This is a genomic window from Orbaceae bacterium lpD04 (genome assembly GCA_036251935.1).
Lineage (GTDB): Bacteria > Pseudomonadota > Gammaproteobacteria > Enterobacterales > Orbaceae > Orbus > Orbus wheelerorum.
The window spans coordinates 606825-625157 of sequence record CP133967.1; the positions used below are offsets into that span (position 1 = coordinate 606825).

Genomic DNA, 18333 nt, shown 5'->3' on the forward strand with positions numbered 1-18333 from the left:
TGCTTTATTATATACCAATAATTTCAAAGCCGTTAAAAAACTTTGGTTAAAAAAATTTACATTGATAGCGGATACATTACTATTTTTTATACTATAATGATATCTTACAACAAAAAAATAACGAAAATAGTAAATTATTAACAGATTGTAAAGAATCATGAACTCTATCCCTATCAGCTCTGCTGTGTTAGGATAACTTAAATTCTCTCTATTTGATCTTGATTATGCCAGAACTTCCAGAGGTTGAAACTAGTCGGTTAGGTATTTTACCTTATCTCAAAAATCAAACGATTGCAGACATTATCATACGTCAGCCTAAATTGCGTTGGCCTATCGATCCTGATATTTCATTGGCCATTGGGCAAGATATCATTGATGTAAAGCGCCGAGCTAAATATCTATTATTACAACTACAACAAGGTTGGATCGTTATCCATCTAGGGATGTCTGGTAGTCTACGTATTTTGCTTGAGGATAAATTTGTCGAAAAACATGATCATGTTGATTTGGTGTTGAAAAATAAAGTGATATTACGTTACACCGATCCGCGGCGTTTTGGCGCTTGGTTATGGACACCATTTTTAGAATGGCTCCCGCAATTACAAAAATTAGGCCCAGAGCCACTCAGTGATGATTTTGATGCCAAGTATCTTTACCAAATCACGATAAATAAGAAAATTCCGATAAAAACATTAATTATGGATAATCATTTTGTCGTCGGTGTTGGTAATATTTATGCAAGTGAATCGCTATTTATGGCTAAAATATTACCTGTTCGCTTAGCCAATACACTAACATTGAAAGAAGTAAAAGCGCTAGTTATATCAATAAAAACGGTATTAACTAATTCAATTAAACAGGGCGGTACAACGTTGAAAGATTTTTTACAAACCGACGGTAAGCCAGGATATTTTGTTCAGCAACTACAAGTATATGGGCGGGAAGAAAAAATATGTTTCGTTTGTAACTCGTCAATCAAAATGAAAAAAATAGGCCAAAGAAGCACATTTTATTGTGAGCACTGCCAAAAATAATTTATTGATACTTATTAAAGCAGCCAAGATGAGTTGGCTGCTTTGATTATTAATAAGTGGGTTCGGGTTCGATGACCGATAAAACTAAACCTAAGCAAAACAATGAACCAATAGCTAAAGTTGTAAAGACAGCACTCCAACTAAAATAATCGAGAATAATCCCAACAAAGAACGGCGCACACATACCACCTAATTGTCCTCCCATATTGATTATCGCAAATGCAGTTGGGTAACTTGCTTTATTGGCTCTGCCCATAGGATAAACAATAAATGCTGAGTAACCTAACGATAATAAAAAGCCAGTTATAAAAAGTAGGCCGCCCAATAGATACATATTTTCAGGAGCATAGACTAGACTATACATTGTTAAACTTGTCGATGCAGCGCTAACTATCATTAATGGTTTACGTCGTTTTTTAAAAATATTATCCGACAAAAAACCACCTAAAAAGTTACCAAATATTGTACCTAAAAAGGGTGAGGAAGAAAGAAATGCTGAGCTCATGATGGCAAAATGTCGCTCTTCAAGTAGATATTTAGGTAGCCAGGCCATCAAAACACTAACTGTGCCAACCATAAAAAAATAACCAACAGCAACACCATAAATATCCCAACATCTAAATACTTGTCTTGTCGTCGTTAACGTTTTGGTCGGTTTAGTCCTTATAATACTATCAATCCATGTTCGTTTAAACTGTATTGGCGGTATGATTGATTTTTGAGTTTCACTTTTGACTTTATTATCATCTTGATGGATATAGTCAATTTCAGCTTGAGAAACAAATGGACTTTCGTGCGGTTTATTGTGCACCATGACATACCAAAAAATTGCACCAATTAGTCCTGGGAATGCAAAAAAGATAAAAATATAATGCCAACTAAAATGCATAATAATCCATGCACAAAGAGGCGGTACAATTAATGGCCCAACTTTGGAGCTGGCAAGATAGATCCCAGCTGCTGTGCCTTTTTCTTTGCTAGGAAACCAATTATTAATCGTTACACTACTACCGACAGCAACGGGTGCTTCAGCTACACCAACAAATAAACGACAGATTTTAATTGCCCAAATTGAGTCAATAATTCCCATGAAAAAAGTAAAAATAGAGGTAAAGAACATGCCTCCTGCATAAACTTTTCTAACGCCAATTTTACTAATTAACATTCCCGATGGAATTTGGTTAAGGGAATAACCTAAGAAAAATATACTAACTAATAGCCCAGCCATGGTATTACTAAGTTCAAATTCTTTTTGTATATAAGGAAGTGCAAAGCCAATATTTGCACGATCGGCATTAGCTATTGTATAAATGGCAAAAATAAATGACATTACCCACCAACGGTAATAGGTTTTTTTAGGTGAACTGTTTGGCATGACTAATTCGCTATCGTTATTTTTTAAAAATTATAAAACGTTATCGACCATTAAGCGATAATTTTGTTATATTACTTTTCGTATAATTTAGTTCTCACCTAAATTATTCACACTCTCGGTACTAGATAGGGTTCAAAATTTTATCGGTTTGTTCTATAATGGCTTCCTACTTTAATGTTCCTAAATGTTATCTTGCCTAAAAGAGAATTTTTTTATGGAAATTTTGCGTGGTTCACCTGCACTATCAGCATTTCGTATTAATAAATTACTTACCGCTTGTCATCAAAAAAATATCCCATTAGAATCAATTTATACTCAATATGTCCATTTTGTCGATGTGAATAAATCGTTGAGCGATCGAGATAAACAAACCCTTATCCAATTATTGACATATGGTCCAAAGATTGATGCTCAAGACATTAATGGGCAACTTTTTTTAGTGACACCAAGGGCTAGCACCATTTCACCTTGGTCCTCGAAAGCAACAGATATTGCACATAACTGCGGATTAACTCAAATTAATCGAATCGAACGTGGTATTGCTTTCTATATAAAAGGTAGTGTGCTTGGTAAGCCATTAACTCAGTCTCAACAAGCTGATTTTAGTGCATTGATCCATGACAGGATGATGGAATGTGTATTGACGGAATTAGAGCAGGCTCGACAATTATTTTCAGTGCAACAACCCATACCAGTAACCACTATTGATGTATTAACCCAAGGCCGACAAGCACTGGTTGATGCAAATATTAAATTAGGGCTAGCGCTTGCGCCAGACGAAATCGATTATTTACTTGATAATTTTAAACGACTGAATCGTGACCCAAGTGATGTTGAATTATATATGTTTGCTCAGGCGAATTCAGAGCACTGTCGTCATAAAATTTTTAATGCAAATTGGATTATTGACGGTAAAAAGCAACCAAAATCATTGTTTAAAATGATTAAGAATACCTTTGAAAAAACGCCTGAATATGTCTCATCAGCCTATAAAGATAATGCTGCCGTTATGGACGGCTCTATGGTTGGGCGATTTTTTGCAAGTCATAGTGATGAGCTGTACAATTTTCATCAAGAAAATGCAGATATTTTAATGAAAGTTGAAACTCATAACCACCCTACGGCAATTTCACCCTGGCCGGGCGCAGCAACGGGTAGCGGCGGAGAGATCCGTGACGAAGGTGCAACGGGGCGTGGTGCGAAGCCTAAAGCAGGTTTAGTCGGTTTTTCTGTTTCTAATCTATGTATTCCTGGGTTTGAGCAGCCATGGGAACAGCATTTTGGTAAACCACAGCGCATTGTTTCAGCACTTGATATTATGACAGATGGACCTTTAGGGGGAGCTGCGTTTAATAATGAATTTGGACGACCTGCATTGCTCGGTTATTTTCGCACGTATGAAGAAGAAGTACATAGCCATAATGGTAAAGAGCTCAGAGGTTATCATAAACCGATTATGCTCGCAGGTGGGCTTGGGAATATTCGTCGCGAGCATATCCAAAAAGGTGAATTCCCGGCAGGTTCTAAATTGATCGTATTAGGTGGACCATCAATGAATATCGGCCTTGGTGGTGGCGCAGCCTCATCGATGACCTCAGGTCAATCAAATGCAGATTTAGATTTTGCCTCAGTACAACGCGATAATCCTGAAATGGAAAGGCGCTGTCAGGAAGTGATTGATAGATGTTGGCAACTAGGCGAACAAAATCCAATTCTTTTTATTCATGATGTTGGTGCTGGTGGATTATCTAATGCGATGCCTGAGCTCGTTAGTGATGGTGGCTGTGGTGGGCAGTTTGAGCTACGTAAAATTTTAAATGATGAGCCCGGTATGTCGCCACTTGAAATCTGGTGTAATGAATCACAAGAACGTTATGTATTAGCTATTGCCCCCGAAAGTTTATCATTGTTTGATGACCTTTGCCGCCGTGAACGAGCACCTTACGCAGTTATTGGCGAAGCGACTGTTAAAAAAGAATTAGTATTACATGATGATCATTTTGATAATAATCCAATCGATTTACCCCTTGACGTATTACTTGGTAAAACACCTAAAATGCTACGTGATGTCAAATCGCAAAAAGCAGTTGGCGATAAATTTGATACGATGAATATTGACTTCCAAGATGCGGTAAAACGAGTTTTGCATTTACCTGTTGTTGCAGAAAAAACATTTTTAATCACTATTGGTGATAGAAGCGTAACGGGTATGGTTAGTCGTGATCAAATGGTTGGTCCATGGCAAATTCCTGTTGCGAATTGTTGTGTCACTACTGCAAGTTTAGATAGCTACTTTGGTGAAGCGATGTCAATTGGGGAAAGAGCGCCCGTTGCTTTACTCGACTTTGCCGCATCGGCAAGGCTGGCTGTTGGTGAAGCACTTACTAACATAGCGGCTAACTATATTGGTGACATTAAGCGGATTAAGCTTTCAGCTAACTGGATGGCTGCAGCAGGGCATCCAGGTGAAGATGCTGGATTATATGAAGCAGTAAAAGCTATAGGTGAGGAGCTTTGTCCTGCTTTAGGGCTTACGATCCCTGTTGGTAAAGACTCTATGTCGATGAAAACAACATGGCAACAAGATGGGCAGCAAAAAGCGATGATAGCTCCACTATCGCTTGTTATTACCGCGTTTGCCCGCGTTGAAGATGTTCGTAATACCGTAACACCTGAATTAAAAACCGTAGCTAATCGTTTATTATTTATTGATTTAGGTTGTGGCAAACAGACATTGGGTGCGACAGCACTTGCCCAAGTGTACCGCCAATTAGGTAATGAATCTGCCGATGTTCGTGATGTGCAAGTGCTTGCTAACTTTTATCGCGCAATACAGCAATTAGTCGAAAATCGCCAAATATTGGCTTATCATGATAGGTCTGATGGCGGTTTACTTGTGACATTACTCGAGATGGCATTTGCGGGGCATTGTGGCTTGAATATTGATATATCCTCACTTGGGAATAATGTATTAACGTCTCTCTTTACTGAAGAGCTTGGCGTAGTATTTCAAGTAGCAGATTCTAAGCTTAATGCGGTAAAATCTTGCCTTGAATCTTTCGGTTTGATTAAGCATGTTTATGATCTCGGCTCTGCAATAACGGGTAACAAAATTATTATTAATCACAATAACCAAGTCATTTATAGCCAAAATCGCAGTACATTAAGAACATGGTGGGCACAAACCACATGGCAGATGCAGCGCTTACGAGATAATCCTGAGTGCGCCGATCAAGAACATCACGCCAAACAGCTTGATGAAGATCCTGGTTTAAACGTTAAGCTAACCTTTGACCCTAATGAAGATATTGCCGCACCTTATATTGTTAAAGGCATCAAGCCAAAAATCGCAATTTTACGGGAACAAGGTGTTAACTCTCATGTCGAAATGGCAGCCGCATTTTATCGCGCAGGATTTGATGCCTTCGATGTCCATATGACTGATCTATTATCTGGTAACACGAAACTTGATAAATTCAATGCATTAGTTGCATGTGGAGGATTTTCTTACGGCGATGTTCTTGGTGCTGGTGAGGGGTGGGCTAAATCCATTTTGTTTAATCAGCGAGTTAGAGATGAGTTTGAACACTTTTTTAACCGACAAGGCAGCTTATCACTCGGTGTCTGTAATGGTTGCCAAATGATGTCCAACTTGAAAAATCTTATTCCAGGAGCTGAATTATGGCCACGTTTTGTTCGCAACCAATCGGAGCGATTTGAGGCAAGGTTTAGTTTAGTAAAAATTGATCAAAGTCCATCATTATTGTTTGATGGAATGGCTGGTTCGCATATGCCAATTGCGGTATCCCATGGCGAGGGGTTCGTTGAAGTTAAACATAGTGAGCACTTAACTAAACTTAATCAATCGGGTTTAGTTGCTATGCGTTTTATTGATAATTTTGGTGCTATAACAGAAAATTATCCCGCTAATCCTAATGGTTCACCAAATGGTATAACAGCAGTTACCTCTAAAGATGGGCGCTCAACTATTATGATGCCTCATCCTGAGCGGGTATATAGAACAGTAAGTAATTCATGGCATCCTGATAGTTGGGGTGAAGATAGTCCATGGATGAAGCTATTTCGTAATGCACGCAAGCAGTTAGGCTAATTGATGATAAAAAGGCTATTATTAAATAGCCTTTTTATAAAAATGATGTTCAATTAGATCTATTTACTAAATGTTACTTCATGCCCATAACTTTGGATAATACTTTGTAGACGATCCATTGTTTCACGTGGTGGCGGTTCTATGCCTTCTAGCATATATTTATCACCAAGAGTTGCCCATTTAAAAGCACCCATTTTATGGTAAGGTAACATTTCGACCTTTTCGATATTTGTCATGCCTTGAATAAATTGACCTAATTGATGTGCTGAATCATCATCATCTGACCAACCAGGTACTACAACATAACGGATCCAAGTGCGTTTATTGATTTTTTGTAAGTACTGAGCAAATTCTAAAACACGTTTATTTGATACGCCAACTAATTTTTGATGAATTTCATCATTCATTTGTTTGATATCAAGCATAACCAAATCGGTTTCTGCCATTAATGCATCAACCGTATGATCAATATTTCGAACATAGCCATTAGTATCTAAACATGTTGCAATTCCTTCTTTGTGACAAGCTGCAAACCATTCTTTAACAAATTCAGCTTGTAGCATTGCCTCACCGCCTGATGCTGTGACGCCGCCACCGTTTGGAATAATAAAATGTTTATAAGTGACAATTTCTTTCATTAACGTTTCAACAGTCACCTCTCGACCCGCTTTAAGATCCCAAGTATCGCGATTATGGCAATATAGACAGCGCATTAAGCAGCCTTGAAAAAAGACAATAAAGCGAATACCAGGCCCATCAACAGTACCAAAAGATTCGAAAGAGTGAATTCGACCTTTAATTGGTTCTTGAGTTGTCATGATAATATTTTGATTCATTATGTTTCTCTAATTATTGCAACACATTGTTTTTATTATTGTAGCTATTTTTTTTATTAAAAATAAAGGCCCCTAATGGAGCCTTTATCTATTACTTCAATTACTCAATATTACATATTAGTTGTAAATGTACGAGTAATAACGTCTTTTTGTTGCTCTTTAGTTAAAGAGTTAAAACGCACTGCATAACCTGAAACACGGATAGTTAATTGCGGATATTTTTCCGGATTTTCCATCGCATCAAGTAATGTCTCGCGATTTAATACATTAACATTTAAATGTTGACCACCTTCAACTGTCGCTTCATGGTGGAAGTAGCCATCCATTAAGCCAGCTAAATTGCGTTTACGTACATCATCATCTTTACCTAGCGCATTTGGTACGATAGAGAAAGTATAAGAGATCCCGTCTTTTGCATAAGCAAATGGTAGTTTTGCAACTGATGTTAATGATGCAACAGCACCTTTTTGATCACGTCCGTGCATTGGGTTCGCACCCGGTCCAAATGGCGCGCCAGCACGACGTCCGTCTGGAGTATTACCCGTTTTCTTACCATATACAACGTTAGAGGTAATAGTTAATACTGATTGGGTCGGAATTGCATTACGATAAGTCTTAAGTTTTTGAATTTTCTTCATAAAACGTTCAACTAAATCAACAGCAATATCATCTACAAGTGGATCGTTGTTACCAAATTGTGGATATTCACCTTCAATTGCAAAATCAACAGCAAGGCCATTTTCATCACGAATCGTTTTTACTTTTGCGTATTTAATTGCAGAAAGTGAGTCGGCTGCAACAGAAAGGCCCGCAATACCGCATGCCATAGTACGAACAACATCACGGTCATGTAACGCCATTAATGATGCTTCATAACTATATTTATCGTGGCTCCAATGAATTGCGTTTAGTGCAGTAACATATTGTTTTGCTAACCAGTCCATAAAGTGATCAAGACGGTCAAATACCACATCAAAGTTTAGGTATTCATCAGTAATTGGTGCTGATTTTGGTCCTACTTGGATTTTTAGTTTCTCATCAACGCCGCCATTGATTGCATAAAGTAGTGTTTTAGCAAGGTTTGCACGAGCACCAAAGAATTGCATTTGTTTACCGACGATCATAGGGCTAACACAACATGCGATCGCGTAGTCATCACTATTAAAATCAGGACGCATTAAATCGTCATTTTCATACTGTAATGATGATGTATCGATAGAGACTTTTGCTGAGTAGTTCTTAAATCCTTGTGGCAATTGTTCTGACCAAAGAATTGTCATGTTTGGCTCAGGAGAAGGGCCCATTGTGTAAAGTGTATTTAAGAAACGGAAAGATGTTTTTGTTACTAACGTACGACCATCAACACCCATACCTGCTAGTGATTCTGTCGCCCAAATTGGGTCACCCGAGAATAATTCATCATATTCAGGTGTACGTAGGAAACGAACCATACGTAGTTTCATTACAAAATGGTCAATAATTTCTTGAGCATCTTTTTCAGTAATTAGACCAGCTTCAATGTCACGAGCAAAGTAAATATCAAAGAAAGTCGAAGTACGACCTAGTGACATCGCCGCACCATTTTGCGATTTAACCGCAGCTAGGTAACCAAAATAAGTCCATTGTACTGCTTCTTGAGCTGTTTTAGCTGGAGCAGAAATGTCATAACCGTATTTAGCAGCCATCTCTTTAATTTGGCCTAATGCGCGATGTTGATCTGCAATTTCTTCACGACGTTGCATGGTCATTTGTAAATCAACGCCATTTTCAAAATCTGCTTGTAATGAGTTAAATTGAGCAAATTTATCTTGCATTAGGAAGTCGATACCATAAAGCGCGACACGACGATAGTCACCAATAATACGGCCTCGTCCATAAGCATCAGGTAGTCCAGTTATCACACCTGATTTACGGCAACGAAGAATATCTGGTGTATAAATATCAAAAACGCCTTGGTTATGAGTTTTACGATATTCAGTAAAGATTTTTTTAACTGCAGGATCAAGCTCACGATTATAGGCTTTACAAGAACCTTCAATCATTTTAATTCCACCAAATGGAATCATCGCTCTTTTTAGTGGTTTTTCTGTTTGTAAGCCAACAATTTTTTCTAAATCTTTCTCAATATAGCCTGCATCGTGCGCAGTAATTGTTGAAATAACGCTGGTGTCAAAGTCAACAGGAGCATGGGTAGCATTTTCAATTTTAATGCCATCCATTACTTTATCCCATAATTTAGTAGTTGCATCAGTTGCACCTGCTAAGAAAGACTCGTCACCCTCATAAGGTGTATAGTTTTTTTGAATAAACTCTCGGACATTGACATTTGTCTGCCAGTCACCGTCTTTAAAGCCTTTCCAAGCAGCTGCTTGTACTTCGTTTAAATTACTCATAATTATGTTACCTCAAATTAAAAAAAACTTTATTCACCCTATACATAAGGGCAAATAATATAAAATCAATGCGCTTTACGTAAATAAAGTCCCCAGTAAGATAGAGCGACAGCAAACCCACCTAGAATATTACCTATTGTAACAGGAATTAAATTATTAATTAAGAAGTGCTCAATGGTTAAGCTATTAAATGTATCTGGCGATACTCCAGTCATAGCCCAAAAATCTGGAGTTGCAAAATGATGAATGACCATTCCCATCGGGATCATAAACATATTTGCAATACTATGTTCAAAACCATTACCAACAAACATTGCAATTGGGAAGATCATCACTAACATTTTATCTAAAAGTGTTCGTCCTGCGTAGCTTAACCAAACTGCTAGGCAAACCATTAAGTTAGCCAAAAAGCCTAAGCACACAGCTTCAATGAATGAATGGTGTAATTTATGATCGGCGGTTTGTAATATATTTAGTCCCCATTGTCCGTTCATTGTCATATGCTGAGCCGAAAACCAAATTACTGCAACAAAAAAGAGCGCACCAATAAAATTACCGATATAAACCAACACCCAATTACGTATCATTTGATACCAAGTAATTCGACGAGTCATTTTAGGTAAGATAGTTAACACTGTTGAAGTAAAAAGATCTGCGCCACATGCAATAACGAGCATTAATCCTAATGAAAAGGATGCTCCGCCAACGTATTTTAATACGCCTGATGCAGCTTCGCCTGATACGCTAGTTGTGATAAGAATATATGACACGAAGCCTATTGAAATAAAGACACCGGCAGTAATAGCTGAAAATAGAGTTGTTAATGGTGTTTTATTTACTTTGTAATGGGCAGTATTTTCTGCTGTAGACGTCATCTCAGCAGGAGATAAAGAAGATACAACATTATTAGTACTCAAAACTAATATCCTCAAAAAAACAATGGTTTTATGAGGCGCATAGTATACGCTGAATTTGAATGAGATCACTATTTTTTTCTAATAAAAAATTAACAAAATAATAACATATTATTTTATTTCTATTTTTACTGAATTCTTAATTTGCACTTATCTTTAGACTATTATTTGCTATATTGAAAATTTAATTTTATCAACGTGATTTACCCTCTTAGCGATTTTATCAGTGACTATTTTATTCAAAACTGTACTGCATGCTAAAATGGCGTATAATGGCCGGATATTTTCTTTATATTTATTCATAATAAAAAAACAGGTCCTTAATTATGTTAGATCCTAATTTACTGCGTAATGAGCTAGATTTAGTTGCACAAAAATTGGCACGTCGAGGATATAAATTAGACGTAGATACCATTCGTGAGCTAGAAGATAAACGTAAAATTTTACAAGTTGAAACCGAAAACTTACAGGCGGAAAGAAATGCCCGCTCGAAATCTATTGGTGAGGCGAAAGCTCGCGGTGAAGATATCTCGTCAGTACGTGAAGATGTCAATAAATTAGGTAACAAGTTAGATGCTACTAAAAAAGAGTTAGATGAATTACTTACTCAAATCAAGGATATCTATTCAGCGATCCCTAATATTCCTGATGATAATGTCCCTGATGGTAAAGATGAGAGTAATAATGTTGAAGTATCGCGTTTTGGTACACCAAAACAATTCAATTTTCCTGTTCAAGATCATGTTGCATTAGGTGAAAAATTTGGTGGACTTGACTTTGCAGCAGCAGTTAAATTAACTGGTGCTCGGTTTGTTGTAATGAAAGGTCAAATTGCACGTTTACATCGCGCTATCGCTCAGTTTATGCTTGATTTACATACCGAGCAACATGGCTATAGTGAAATGTATGTGCCTTACTTAGTTAATCAAGCTACGCTTTATGGCACAGGGCAATTACCTAAATTTGGGAAGGATCTTTTTCATACGACGCCGTTAGAAGAAGAAGCTGATACCAGTAATTATGGTTTAATTCCAACCGCGGAAGTGCCCGTTACAAATCTTGTTCGTGATGAAATCCTTGATGAAGATACTTTACCACTTAAAATGACGGCTCATACGCCATGTTTTCGCTCTGAAGCTGGTTCTTATGGTCGAGATACCCGTGGTTTAATTAGAATGCATCAATTTGATAAAGTTGAACTAGTACAAATTGTCAAACCAGAAGAATCTATGCAGGCATTGGAAGAATTAACCTCTCATGCCGAAAAAGTTTTACAATTATTAGATTTACCTTATCGTAAGATTGTACTTTGTACTGGAGATATGGGATTTGGTGCTCGTAAAACTTATGATTTAGAAGTTTGGGTTCCCGCTCAAAACACTTATCGAGAAATATCATCTTGTTCAAATATGTGGGATTTCCAAGCGCGTCGTATGCAAGCACGCTACCGAAGTAAAGCCGATAATAAAACACATTTAGTTCATACTTTAAATGGTTCAGGCCTTGCTGTTGGTCGTACTTTAGTCGCAATTATGGAAAATTATCAACAAGCCGATGGTAAAATTAAAGTACCGGCAGTTCTTCTTCCTTATATGCGCGGCGTAGAATATATCGGTTAGCTGTATCAATTATTTAATGATAGCGTTAATTATTTAATTAACGCTATTTTTTTATTTAAAGTTTATTATTGAGAATGAGAAATGTATAAGGGCATATTATTATCATTAGTCGCATCTTGCCTTTTTGGATTGGTTTACTATTATCCTGTCCTTCTAAAGCCCCTTTCCGTTGTAGATATTTTTTGTTGGCGGCTTTTAATGTCATTTCCGGCTATTGTGCTACTGGTTTTTGCCGAGAGACAGTGGCAGGCGATTGTCGATCTATTTAAACGTGTTAAAGCTCAGCCATTATTGCTTTTAGCGCTTATATTCTCTGCCTTATTGATTGCTATTCAAATGTTGATTTTTGTATGGGCACCATTAAGTGGTAAAGCTTTGTCAACATCATTGGGCTACTTTATGTTGCCACTTACTATGGTGATATCGGGGCGTGTTTTTTATAAAGAACGTTTTAGTTTTTTGCAAAAAATAGCGGTAGCCCTTGCATTTATTGGCGTTATATCTGAAGTCTATATTACAGGAGCTTTTTCATGGGAGACTGTAATAATTTGTGTCGGTTATCCTATCTATTTTATGTTTCGTCGCTATATGAACATTGATGGCATTGCTGGAACTTTTTCTGACTTTTTCTTTATTGCTCTCGGCTGCCTGATCTATTTTATCATTGAGTATGATATGCAAAAAATTGTCGATGATGTCGTTAATTTTCATATCTATATCCCTTTACTTGGTATTATTACGGCGATTGCATTTGCCGCGTATTTTTCAGCAAGCCGTTTATTACCTCTAGGTTTATTTGGTTTACTTGGTTATGTTGAACCTATCTTACTTGCCATTGTTTCAATTGCATTTTTACATGAAACAATCTCACCCGAACACTTGATCCCATATGGATTAATTTGGGGCGCAGTATGTGTGTTAATAATTGAAGGCCTTATTTATACTTTACGTAATTTTAAATACAAACGTATAAAATAAAATCCTCATATATATGAGGATTTTAGCGTGTTTAATTATTTATAACTATTTTTGTCTTGCGATAAGTGCAGAACTCATTTCGCGGCTCATCTGACGTAATAGTTGCTCGGTTGTATCCCAACTTATACAAGCATCAGTTACCGATACGCCGTATTTCATCTCATTTTTTGGTTGTTCCGAAGATTGGCTGCCCTCACAAAGATTACTTTCGATCATGACACCAATAATTGAGTTATTACCTTGTTTGATTTGCTCTATTATCGAATCGGCAACAATCGATTGGCGACGATAGTCTTTATTTGAATTACCATGACTACAGTCGATCATCAAGTTAGCTCGCAGGCCTGATTTACTCATTTGTGCTTCGCAGGCAGTTACGTTTTGTGCATCAAAATTAGGTGTTTTGCCGCCTCGTAAAATAACGTGACCATGAGGATTACCGTCAGTTTGTAGTACACTCACTTGGCCTTGTTGGTTCATTCCAACAAAGCGATGTGGCATTGATGCCGATTTCATTGCATTAATCGCTACATCTAAATTACCATCTGTACCATTTTTAAAACCAACTGGCATAGAAAGGCCCGATGCCATTTCTCTATGCGTTTGGGATTCAGTCGTTCTAGCTCCAATTGCAGACCAGCTAATCAAATCACCAATATATTGTGGTGTATTGGGATCAAGAGCTTCAGTTGCAATAGGCAGTCCTATTTCTGTAATATCGAGAAGTAATTTTCTGGCTTTTTTTAAGCCATACTCGATATCAAATGAGCTATCCATATGCGGATCATTGATTAATCCTTTCCAACCGACCGTTGTTCTTGGTTTTTCAAAATAAACACGCATAACAATAAAAAGATGCGCGCTTAATTCGTCAGATAGTTTTTTTAGCTTATGGGCGTATTCAATTGCTGATTGTGAATCGTGAACAGAGCATGGTCCACAAACAACAAGTAAGCGTGGATCTTTGCGTTCTAATATATTAACTATATCTTGTCTTGACTCTGCAATTTGGTTTTCTAAATGAGTATTTAATGGATAAAGCTTTTTTATATCATCAGGTGTAATAAGTTGCTGCTCGCTTTTAATACGAATATTATTTAATTTATCTTTTAACATGATATTAACCTTTAAACTATTATCGTTGTGGTAAAATTCTTACGGGTGTAAGAAAATATTTACAACTGTACGGTATCTATGTAAACATAAAATTTAATATTAGTAAATAGCTTTATATCAATGTTTTTATTAACACTAAAGTGTAAATTATTTATTACACTTTCTGGGGCGTTATTAAGCTGCTTAAAATCGCTTAATTCGCATTAGGTATGTCTTATCAAATTGTAAATTAGCCCATTATTTTATCGCGAAACATAAAAAATACTGCACCAAGCAAGCACAAACCAGCCCAAACATAGTCAAGTCTAAAAGGTTCTTTTAGTACAAATAGTGAGAAGGGGATAAAAACACTTAAACTCAACACTTCTTGAATAATTTTGAGTTGTCCTGCTGATGCAACTTCATATCCAATACGATTAGCTGGCACTTGCAGTAGATATTCAAATAAGGCAATTCCCCAGCTAACTAATGCGGCAACAATCCAAGTTTTATCGTGAAAGTACTTTAAATGGCCATACCAAGCGAATGTCATAAAAAGATTACTAAGTGTTAGCATACCGATGGTAATAAAGATAGGATTCATAATAAGAAGACCAAAATAAGAAATAGAATCAATTGATTGCAAATATACATTAACATCAATAACGAAACAATAACGCTTAAATTTTTTATTTTATTAATATTAAATTCGTTAGCCAGTATTTATTGGGCTAACGAATTATTCTTTATTTTTGAAAATAAATAATCAAATTATGTTGAGTGATGTTATTCAGTAAGTAAGTTTTAAGCCAATAACACCAGCAAGTATCATGAATAAACAACATAATCGAAAAAAGCTTAATGACTCATTAAAGAGTAAAATACCGATGATAGTTGAACCAATAATACCAACACTCGTCCACACAGCATAAGAAGTTGCCATTGGTAGTGTCTTCATTGCATAAGAAAGCAAGAAAAAACTAAAAGCCATTGTTATCACGGTAATAATACTTGGTACTGCGCGAGTGAAACCTTGACTGTATTTTAGACTAATAACCCAAATAATTTCGAAAAATCCAGCGATAAGAAGATAGACCCATGCCATATTTTATTCCTTTATTAAAGAATTAGGGTCGTCCCTATTGTTAATAAAACCCTGTTAGGTCGTCCTAATAAGGTATAAAGTAGGTTAAAACTCATTATAAACCATCTAATTATATAGTGGCTACCTCGTTAAATCTATATCCCGATAATAGAAATAGAATCTATTTATCAAACAAGTAATTACCTGCTAAAATAACTAGCAGTAAATTAATTATTGCTTGGAGTTAAGCAAATGAGATTATGTGATCGAGATATAGAGGCTTATTTAGCAGAAGGAAAGCTAAAAATAATACCTCAACCTGCAGTGAGTAGCATTAATGGTGCAACGGTTGATGTAAGGCTTGGTAATCAATTTAGAACATTTCGTGAACATACTGCCGCCTATATTGATTTAAGTGGCCCGAAAGAGGAAGTTTCTGCATCACTTGAACGGGTAATGAGTGATGAAATAGTTCTAGCTCAAGGCGATGCGTTCTATCTTCATCCAGGAGAGCTTGCATTAGCGGTAACGCTAGAGTCAGTTACAATACCCGATAATTTAGTTGGTTGGCTTGATGGCCGTTCGTCTCTTGCAAGATTAGGCCTAATGGTCCATGTTACAGCTCACCGTATAGATCCTGGTTGGGATGGGCAAATAGTATTAGAGTTCTATAATTCAGGTAAATTGCCGTTAGCATTGAGACCAGGAATGACAATTGGGGCACTCAGTTTTGAAACATTAAGTGGGCCGGCTGCAAGACCTTATAATCGACGTCAAGACGCCAAATATAAAGGTCAGCAAGGTGCTGTTGCTAGTCGAATTGACAAAGATTAATAGAAGGAATTAAGTCGATGGTTAAGAAAATATTACTCACATTGTTTATTTTGATCGTTATTGCTGTTGCAGGTGTAGTTGCTTTAGTTATGTTTGTTGATCCAAATAATTTTAGGGGATTTATTTCAAGTACAGTTAAAGAACAAACCGGTTATGAGTTAACGATTGAGGGCGATTTACGTTGGCATGTTTGGCCACAAATTAGTATTTTGACTGATTCTGTACGATTAGTTGATACTGGCGCTAAAAAGCCGATTTTAACAGCAGATAATATGCGTCTTGACGTCGAATTATTACCTTTATTTTCAAAAGAGTTAGTTGTTAAAAATGTATTAGTTAAAGCCGCGATAATTAATATCACTGACGATAGTAAAGGTAATATTGCAAATGGTAATAAACCAACGACAACAGTGAATAAAACACAAACTCCAGATAAAAAAGACTCTGGTTCTGCATGGTCGTTTTCATTGAATAAGCTTGACATTGCTGATAGTACTGTTGTTTATCAACAAGATAAAGATATTATTAATTTTAGAGATATTGATATTTCGGTTGTTCAAAAAGATAACCGTAATGTGGAGCTAAATTTAAGTGGTAGTGTTAATCGTGACCAACAAGATTTCATTTACTCCTTAAACGCTGATGTTAATTTAGCTAACTTTCCTAAAACCGCAAAAATTGATTTAAATAAATTATCTTACGATTATAAAGGTGTTGGGGTTCCTACCGGACAATTAAAAGGTGAAGTAAAAGCAACATTTAATTATCAGCAATCACCATTAACATTAGATATTAAAGATTTTACTTTAACGTTAAACGACAATACTATTACGGGTCAATTAAAAGCTGATTTAAACAAAAAACCTTATTTTGAGGCTCTATTTCAGTCTGATAAATTTGATTTAACCCCATTTTTGGCGTCTAACACCAATCAAAAAAATGGTAATGTAAATCAATCATCACAAAATGGACCCGTTGTTGTTAGTAAAAATACCAAAAGTAATGAACTGGCATTTTTACAAACTTTTGATGCTAAATTTAATCTTACCATTAATCAGCTTTTAGCTAATAAACTAACCGTTAATAATTTCGTTATTGATGCAACGAATAAAGACGGAATTGCAACGCTTAATAAAATTAATCTAGATGTCGCAAATGGTCATATTGTGGCCAGTGGTATTGCTAATGGTAAGCAATCGACTACTGCAATTAAATTATCAACCAAAGTATCGGATATTGATTTAGGTGACTTATTAAGTCAGTTAGCATTAACGAATAATTTTAAGGGGCAGTTTAATGCTGACGGTCAAATTACAACCGATACTATTGATACTGATAAAATTGTAGATGACTTAACTGGTGATTTAGCAATAAAAATTAGTAATGCACGTTTTGAAAATCTTAATATTCAAAATATTATTCAAGCAGCGGTTTCACAATACTCTAAAGAATCAGTTACCACAGATCAGTATCAAAAATATACTGAGTTAAGCGAAATAAGTACTAATGCAAAACTGGCTAATGGTAATGCCAATTTATCATCAATTAAGGCGCTTTCGGCAACATTAGATGTTACAGGTGATGGGCGAATTGGTTTGAGTCAGCAAGATCTAGATATCAATTTACAAGTTAAAATCTTAAGTGGATGGAACGGCGATAGTAAGACTATTCAAAAATTGCAACAAATAGCAATTCCATTACGGCTTTATGGTTCATTTGATGAGTTACACTACCAAGTTGTAGCAGAAAAACTTATCAAAGATGTATTGAATAATAAATTACAAAATGAACTTGATAAATTAAAAGGACGCTTAGGTAGCAATAATCAAGCTGATACCGATGCTCAAACTGAAGCATCAGATACAGAAAGTTCAAGTGATAAGACAAAAGCTAAACAACTTATTGGTGGTTTACTTAATAAGATTAAATAAGCTCAATTTTTGTTATTTATCAATGCAATTAAAACGCCATAAACATGGCGTTTTTTCATTATAATGATACCTTACAACAATATTATAACGAAAATGGTATAGATATAGAATAATGTAATAAATTATGCA

The 18333-nt window shown here is 36.2% G+C and carries 13 protein-coding genes; 6 read left to right on the forward strand and 7 right to left on the reverse strand.

All coding sequences use genetic code 11. From position 1 onward, the window contains the following. Positions 1-224 precede the first annotated feature (224 nt). On the forward strand, positions 225-1034 hold the full coding sequence (mutM, locus tag RHO14_02730) for a bifunctional DNA-formamidopyrimidine glycosylase/DNA-(apurinic or apyrimidinic site) lyase (GenBank protein ID WVD71719.1): 810 nt from the start codon (positions 225-227) through the stop codon (positions 1032-1034). A gap of 49 nt (positions 1035-1083) precedes the next feature. Here mutM and RHO14_02735 read toward each other — a convergent pair whose 3' ends face one another. Continuing rightward, entirely contained in the window at positions 1084-2409 is a 1326-nt protein-coding gene (locus RHO14_02735; protein ID WVD71720.1) for an MFS transporter, read from the reverse strand. 214 nt (positions 2410-2623) lie between these two features. On the opposite strand from RHO14_02735, the gene purL reads away from it, so the two are divergent. Then, a complete protein-coding gene (purL, locus tag RHO14_02740) occupies positions 2624-6520 on the forward strand; it encodes a phosphoribosylformylglycinamidine synthase (GenBank protein WVD71721.1) in 3897 nt (1298 codons plus the stop codon). 59 nt (positions 6521-6579) lie between these two features. On the opposite strand, the gene pflA is transcribed toward purL, so the two are convergent. The 3 genes from pflA to focA form a co-directional block, all read right to left on the reverse strand. Next, positions 6580-7356, reverse strand: a complete 777-nt coding sequence (pflA, locus tag RHO14_02745) for a pyruvate formate lyase 1-activating protein (protein WVD71722.1) — start codon at positions 7354-7356, stop codon at positions 6580-6582. A gap of 110 nt (positions 7357-7466) precedes the next feature. Then, positions 7467-9749, reverse strand: a complete 2283-nt coding sequence (gene pflB / locus RHO14_02750; GenBank protein ID WVD71723.1) for a formate C-acetyltransferase — start codon at positions 9747-9749, stop codon at positions 7467-7469. 65 nt (positions 9750-9814) lie between these two features. Next, complete coding sequence (gene focA / locus RHO14_02755; protein ID WVD71724.1) at positions 9815-10666, reverse strand: formate transporter FocA; 852 nt, start codon at positions 10664-10666, stop codon at positions 9815-9817. Between the two features lie 323 nt (positions 10667-10989). On the opposite strand from focA, the gene serS reads away from it, so the two are divergent. Both serS and rarD read left to right on the forward strand, forming a co-directional pair. Further along, on the forward strand, positions 10990-12282 hold the full coding sequence (gene serS / locus RHO14_02760; protein ID WVD71725.1) for a serine--tRNA ligase: 1293 nt from the start codon (positions 10990-10992) through the stop codon (positions 12280-12282). Between the two features lie 81 nt (positions 12283-12363). Continuing rightward, entirely contained in the window at positions 12364-13260 is an 897-nt protein-coding gene (gene rarD, locus RHO14_02765) for an EamA family transporter RarD (GenBank protein ID WVD71726.1), read from the forward strand. Positions 13261-13305: 45 nt separating this feature from the next. Here rarD and RHO14_02770 read toward each other — a convergent pair whose 3' ends face one another. The 3 genes from RHO14_02770 to sugE all read right to left on the reverse strand — a co-directional run bounded on the left by RHO14_02770 (position 13306) and on the right by sugE (position 15460). After that, positions 13306-14376 carry a 3-deoxy-7-phosphoheptulonate synthase gene (locus tag RHO14_02770; GenBank protein WVD71727.1) on the reverse strand — a complete coding sequence of 357 codons (1071 nt, stop codon included), beginning with the start codon at positions 14374-14376 and terminating at the stop codon, positions 13306-13308. 229 nt (positions 14377-14605) lie between these two features. Further along, positions 14606-14959 (reverse strand): DMT family protein, encoded by a 354-nt coding sequence (locus RHO14_02775; GenBank protein WVD72490.1) that lies wholly within the window; start codon positions 14957-14959, stop codon positions 14606-14608. Between the two features lie 186 nt (positions 14960-15145). Further along, positions 15146-15460 (reverse strand): quaternary ammonium compound efflux SMR transporter SugE, encoded by a 315-nt coding sequence (sugE, locus tag RHO14_02780; GenBank protein ID WVD71728.1) that lies wholly within the window; start codon positions 15458-15460, stop codon positions 15146-15148. Between the two features lie 231 nt (positions 15461-15691). On the opposite strand from sugE, the gene dcd reads away from it, so the two are divergent. Continuing rightward, on the forward strand, positions 15692-16273 hold the full coding sequence (gene dcd / locus RHO14_02785; GenBank protein ID WVD71729.1) for a dCTP deaminase: 582 nt from the start codon (positions 15692-15694) through the stop codon (positions 16271-16273). Positions 16274-16290: 17 nt separating this feature from the next. After that, a complete protein-coding gene (gene asmA / locus RHO14_02790; GenBank protein WVD71730.1) occupies positions 16291-18204 on the forward strand; it encodes an outer membrane assembly protein AsmA in 1914 nt (637 codons plus the stop codon). Positions 18205-18333 lie beyond the last annotated feature (129 nt).

Excerpts from the sequence above, each read along its gene's own strand:
- mutM (WVD71719.1), top strand. The coding sequence starts at position 225 with ATGCCAGAACTTCCAGAGGTTGAAACTAGTCGGTTAGGTATTTTACCT.
- asmA (WVD71730.1), top strand. The coding sequence starts at position 16,291 with ATGGTTAAGAAAATATTACTCACATTGTTTATTTTGATCGTTATTGCT.
- serS (WVD71725.1), top strand. The coding sequence starts at position 10,990 with ATGTTAGATCCTAATTTACTGCGTAATGAGCTAGATTTAGTTGCACAA.
- RHO14_02770 (WVD71727.1), bottom strand. The coding sequence starts at position 14,376 with ATGTTAAAAGATAAATTAAATAATATTCGTATTAAAAGCGAGCAGCAA.
- rarD (WVD71726.1), top strand. The coding sequence starts at position 12,364 with ATGTATAAGGGCATATTATTATCATTAGTCGCATCTTGCCTTTTTGGA.
- dcd (WVD71729.1), top strand. The coding sequence starts at position 15,692 with ATGAGATTATGTGATCGAGATATAGAGGCTTATTTAGCAGAAGGAAAG.
- RHO14_02775 (WVD72490.1), bottom strand. The coding sequence starts at position 14,959 with ATGAATCCTATCTTTATTACCATCGGTATGCTAACACTTAGTAATCTT.
- pflB (WVD71723.1), bottom strand. The coding sequence starts at position 9,749 with ATGAGTAATTTAAACGAAGTACAAGCAGCTGCTTGGAAAGGCTTTAAA.
- RHO14_02735 (WVD71720.1), bottom strand. The coding sequence starts at position 2,409 with ATGCCAAACAGTTCACCTAAAAAAACCTATTACCGTTGGTGGGTAATG.
- sugE (WVD71728.1), bottom strand. The coding sequence starts at position 15,460 with ATGGCATGGGTCTATCTTCTTATCGCTGGATTTTTCGAAATTATTTGG.
- purL (WVD71721.1), top strand. The coding sequence starts at position 2,624 with ATGGAAATTTTGCGTGGTTCACCTGCACTATCAGCATTTCGTATTAAT.
- pflA (WVD71722.1), bottom strand. The coding sequence starts at position 7,356 with ATGAATCAAAATATTATCATGACAACTCAAGAACCAATTAAAGGTCGA.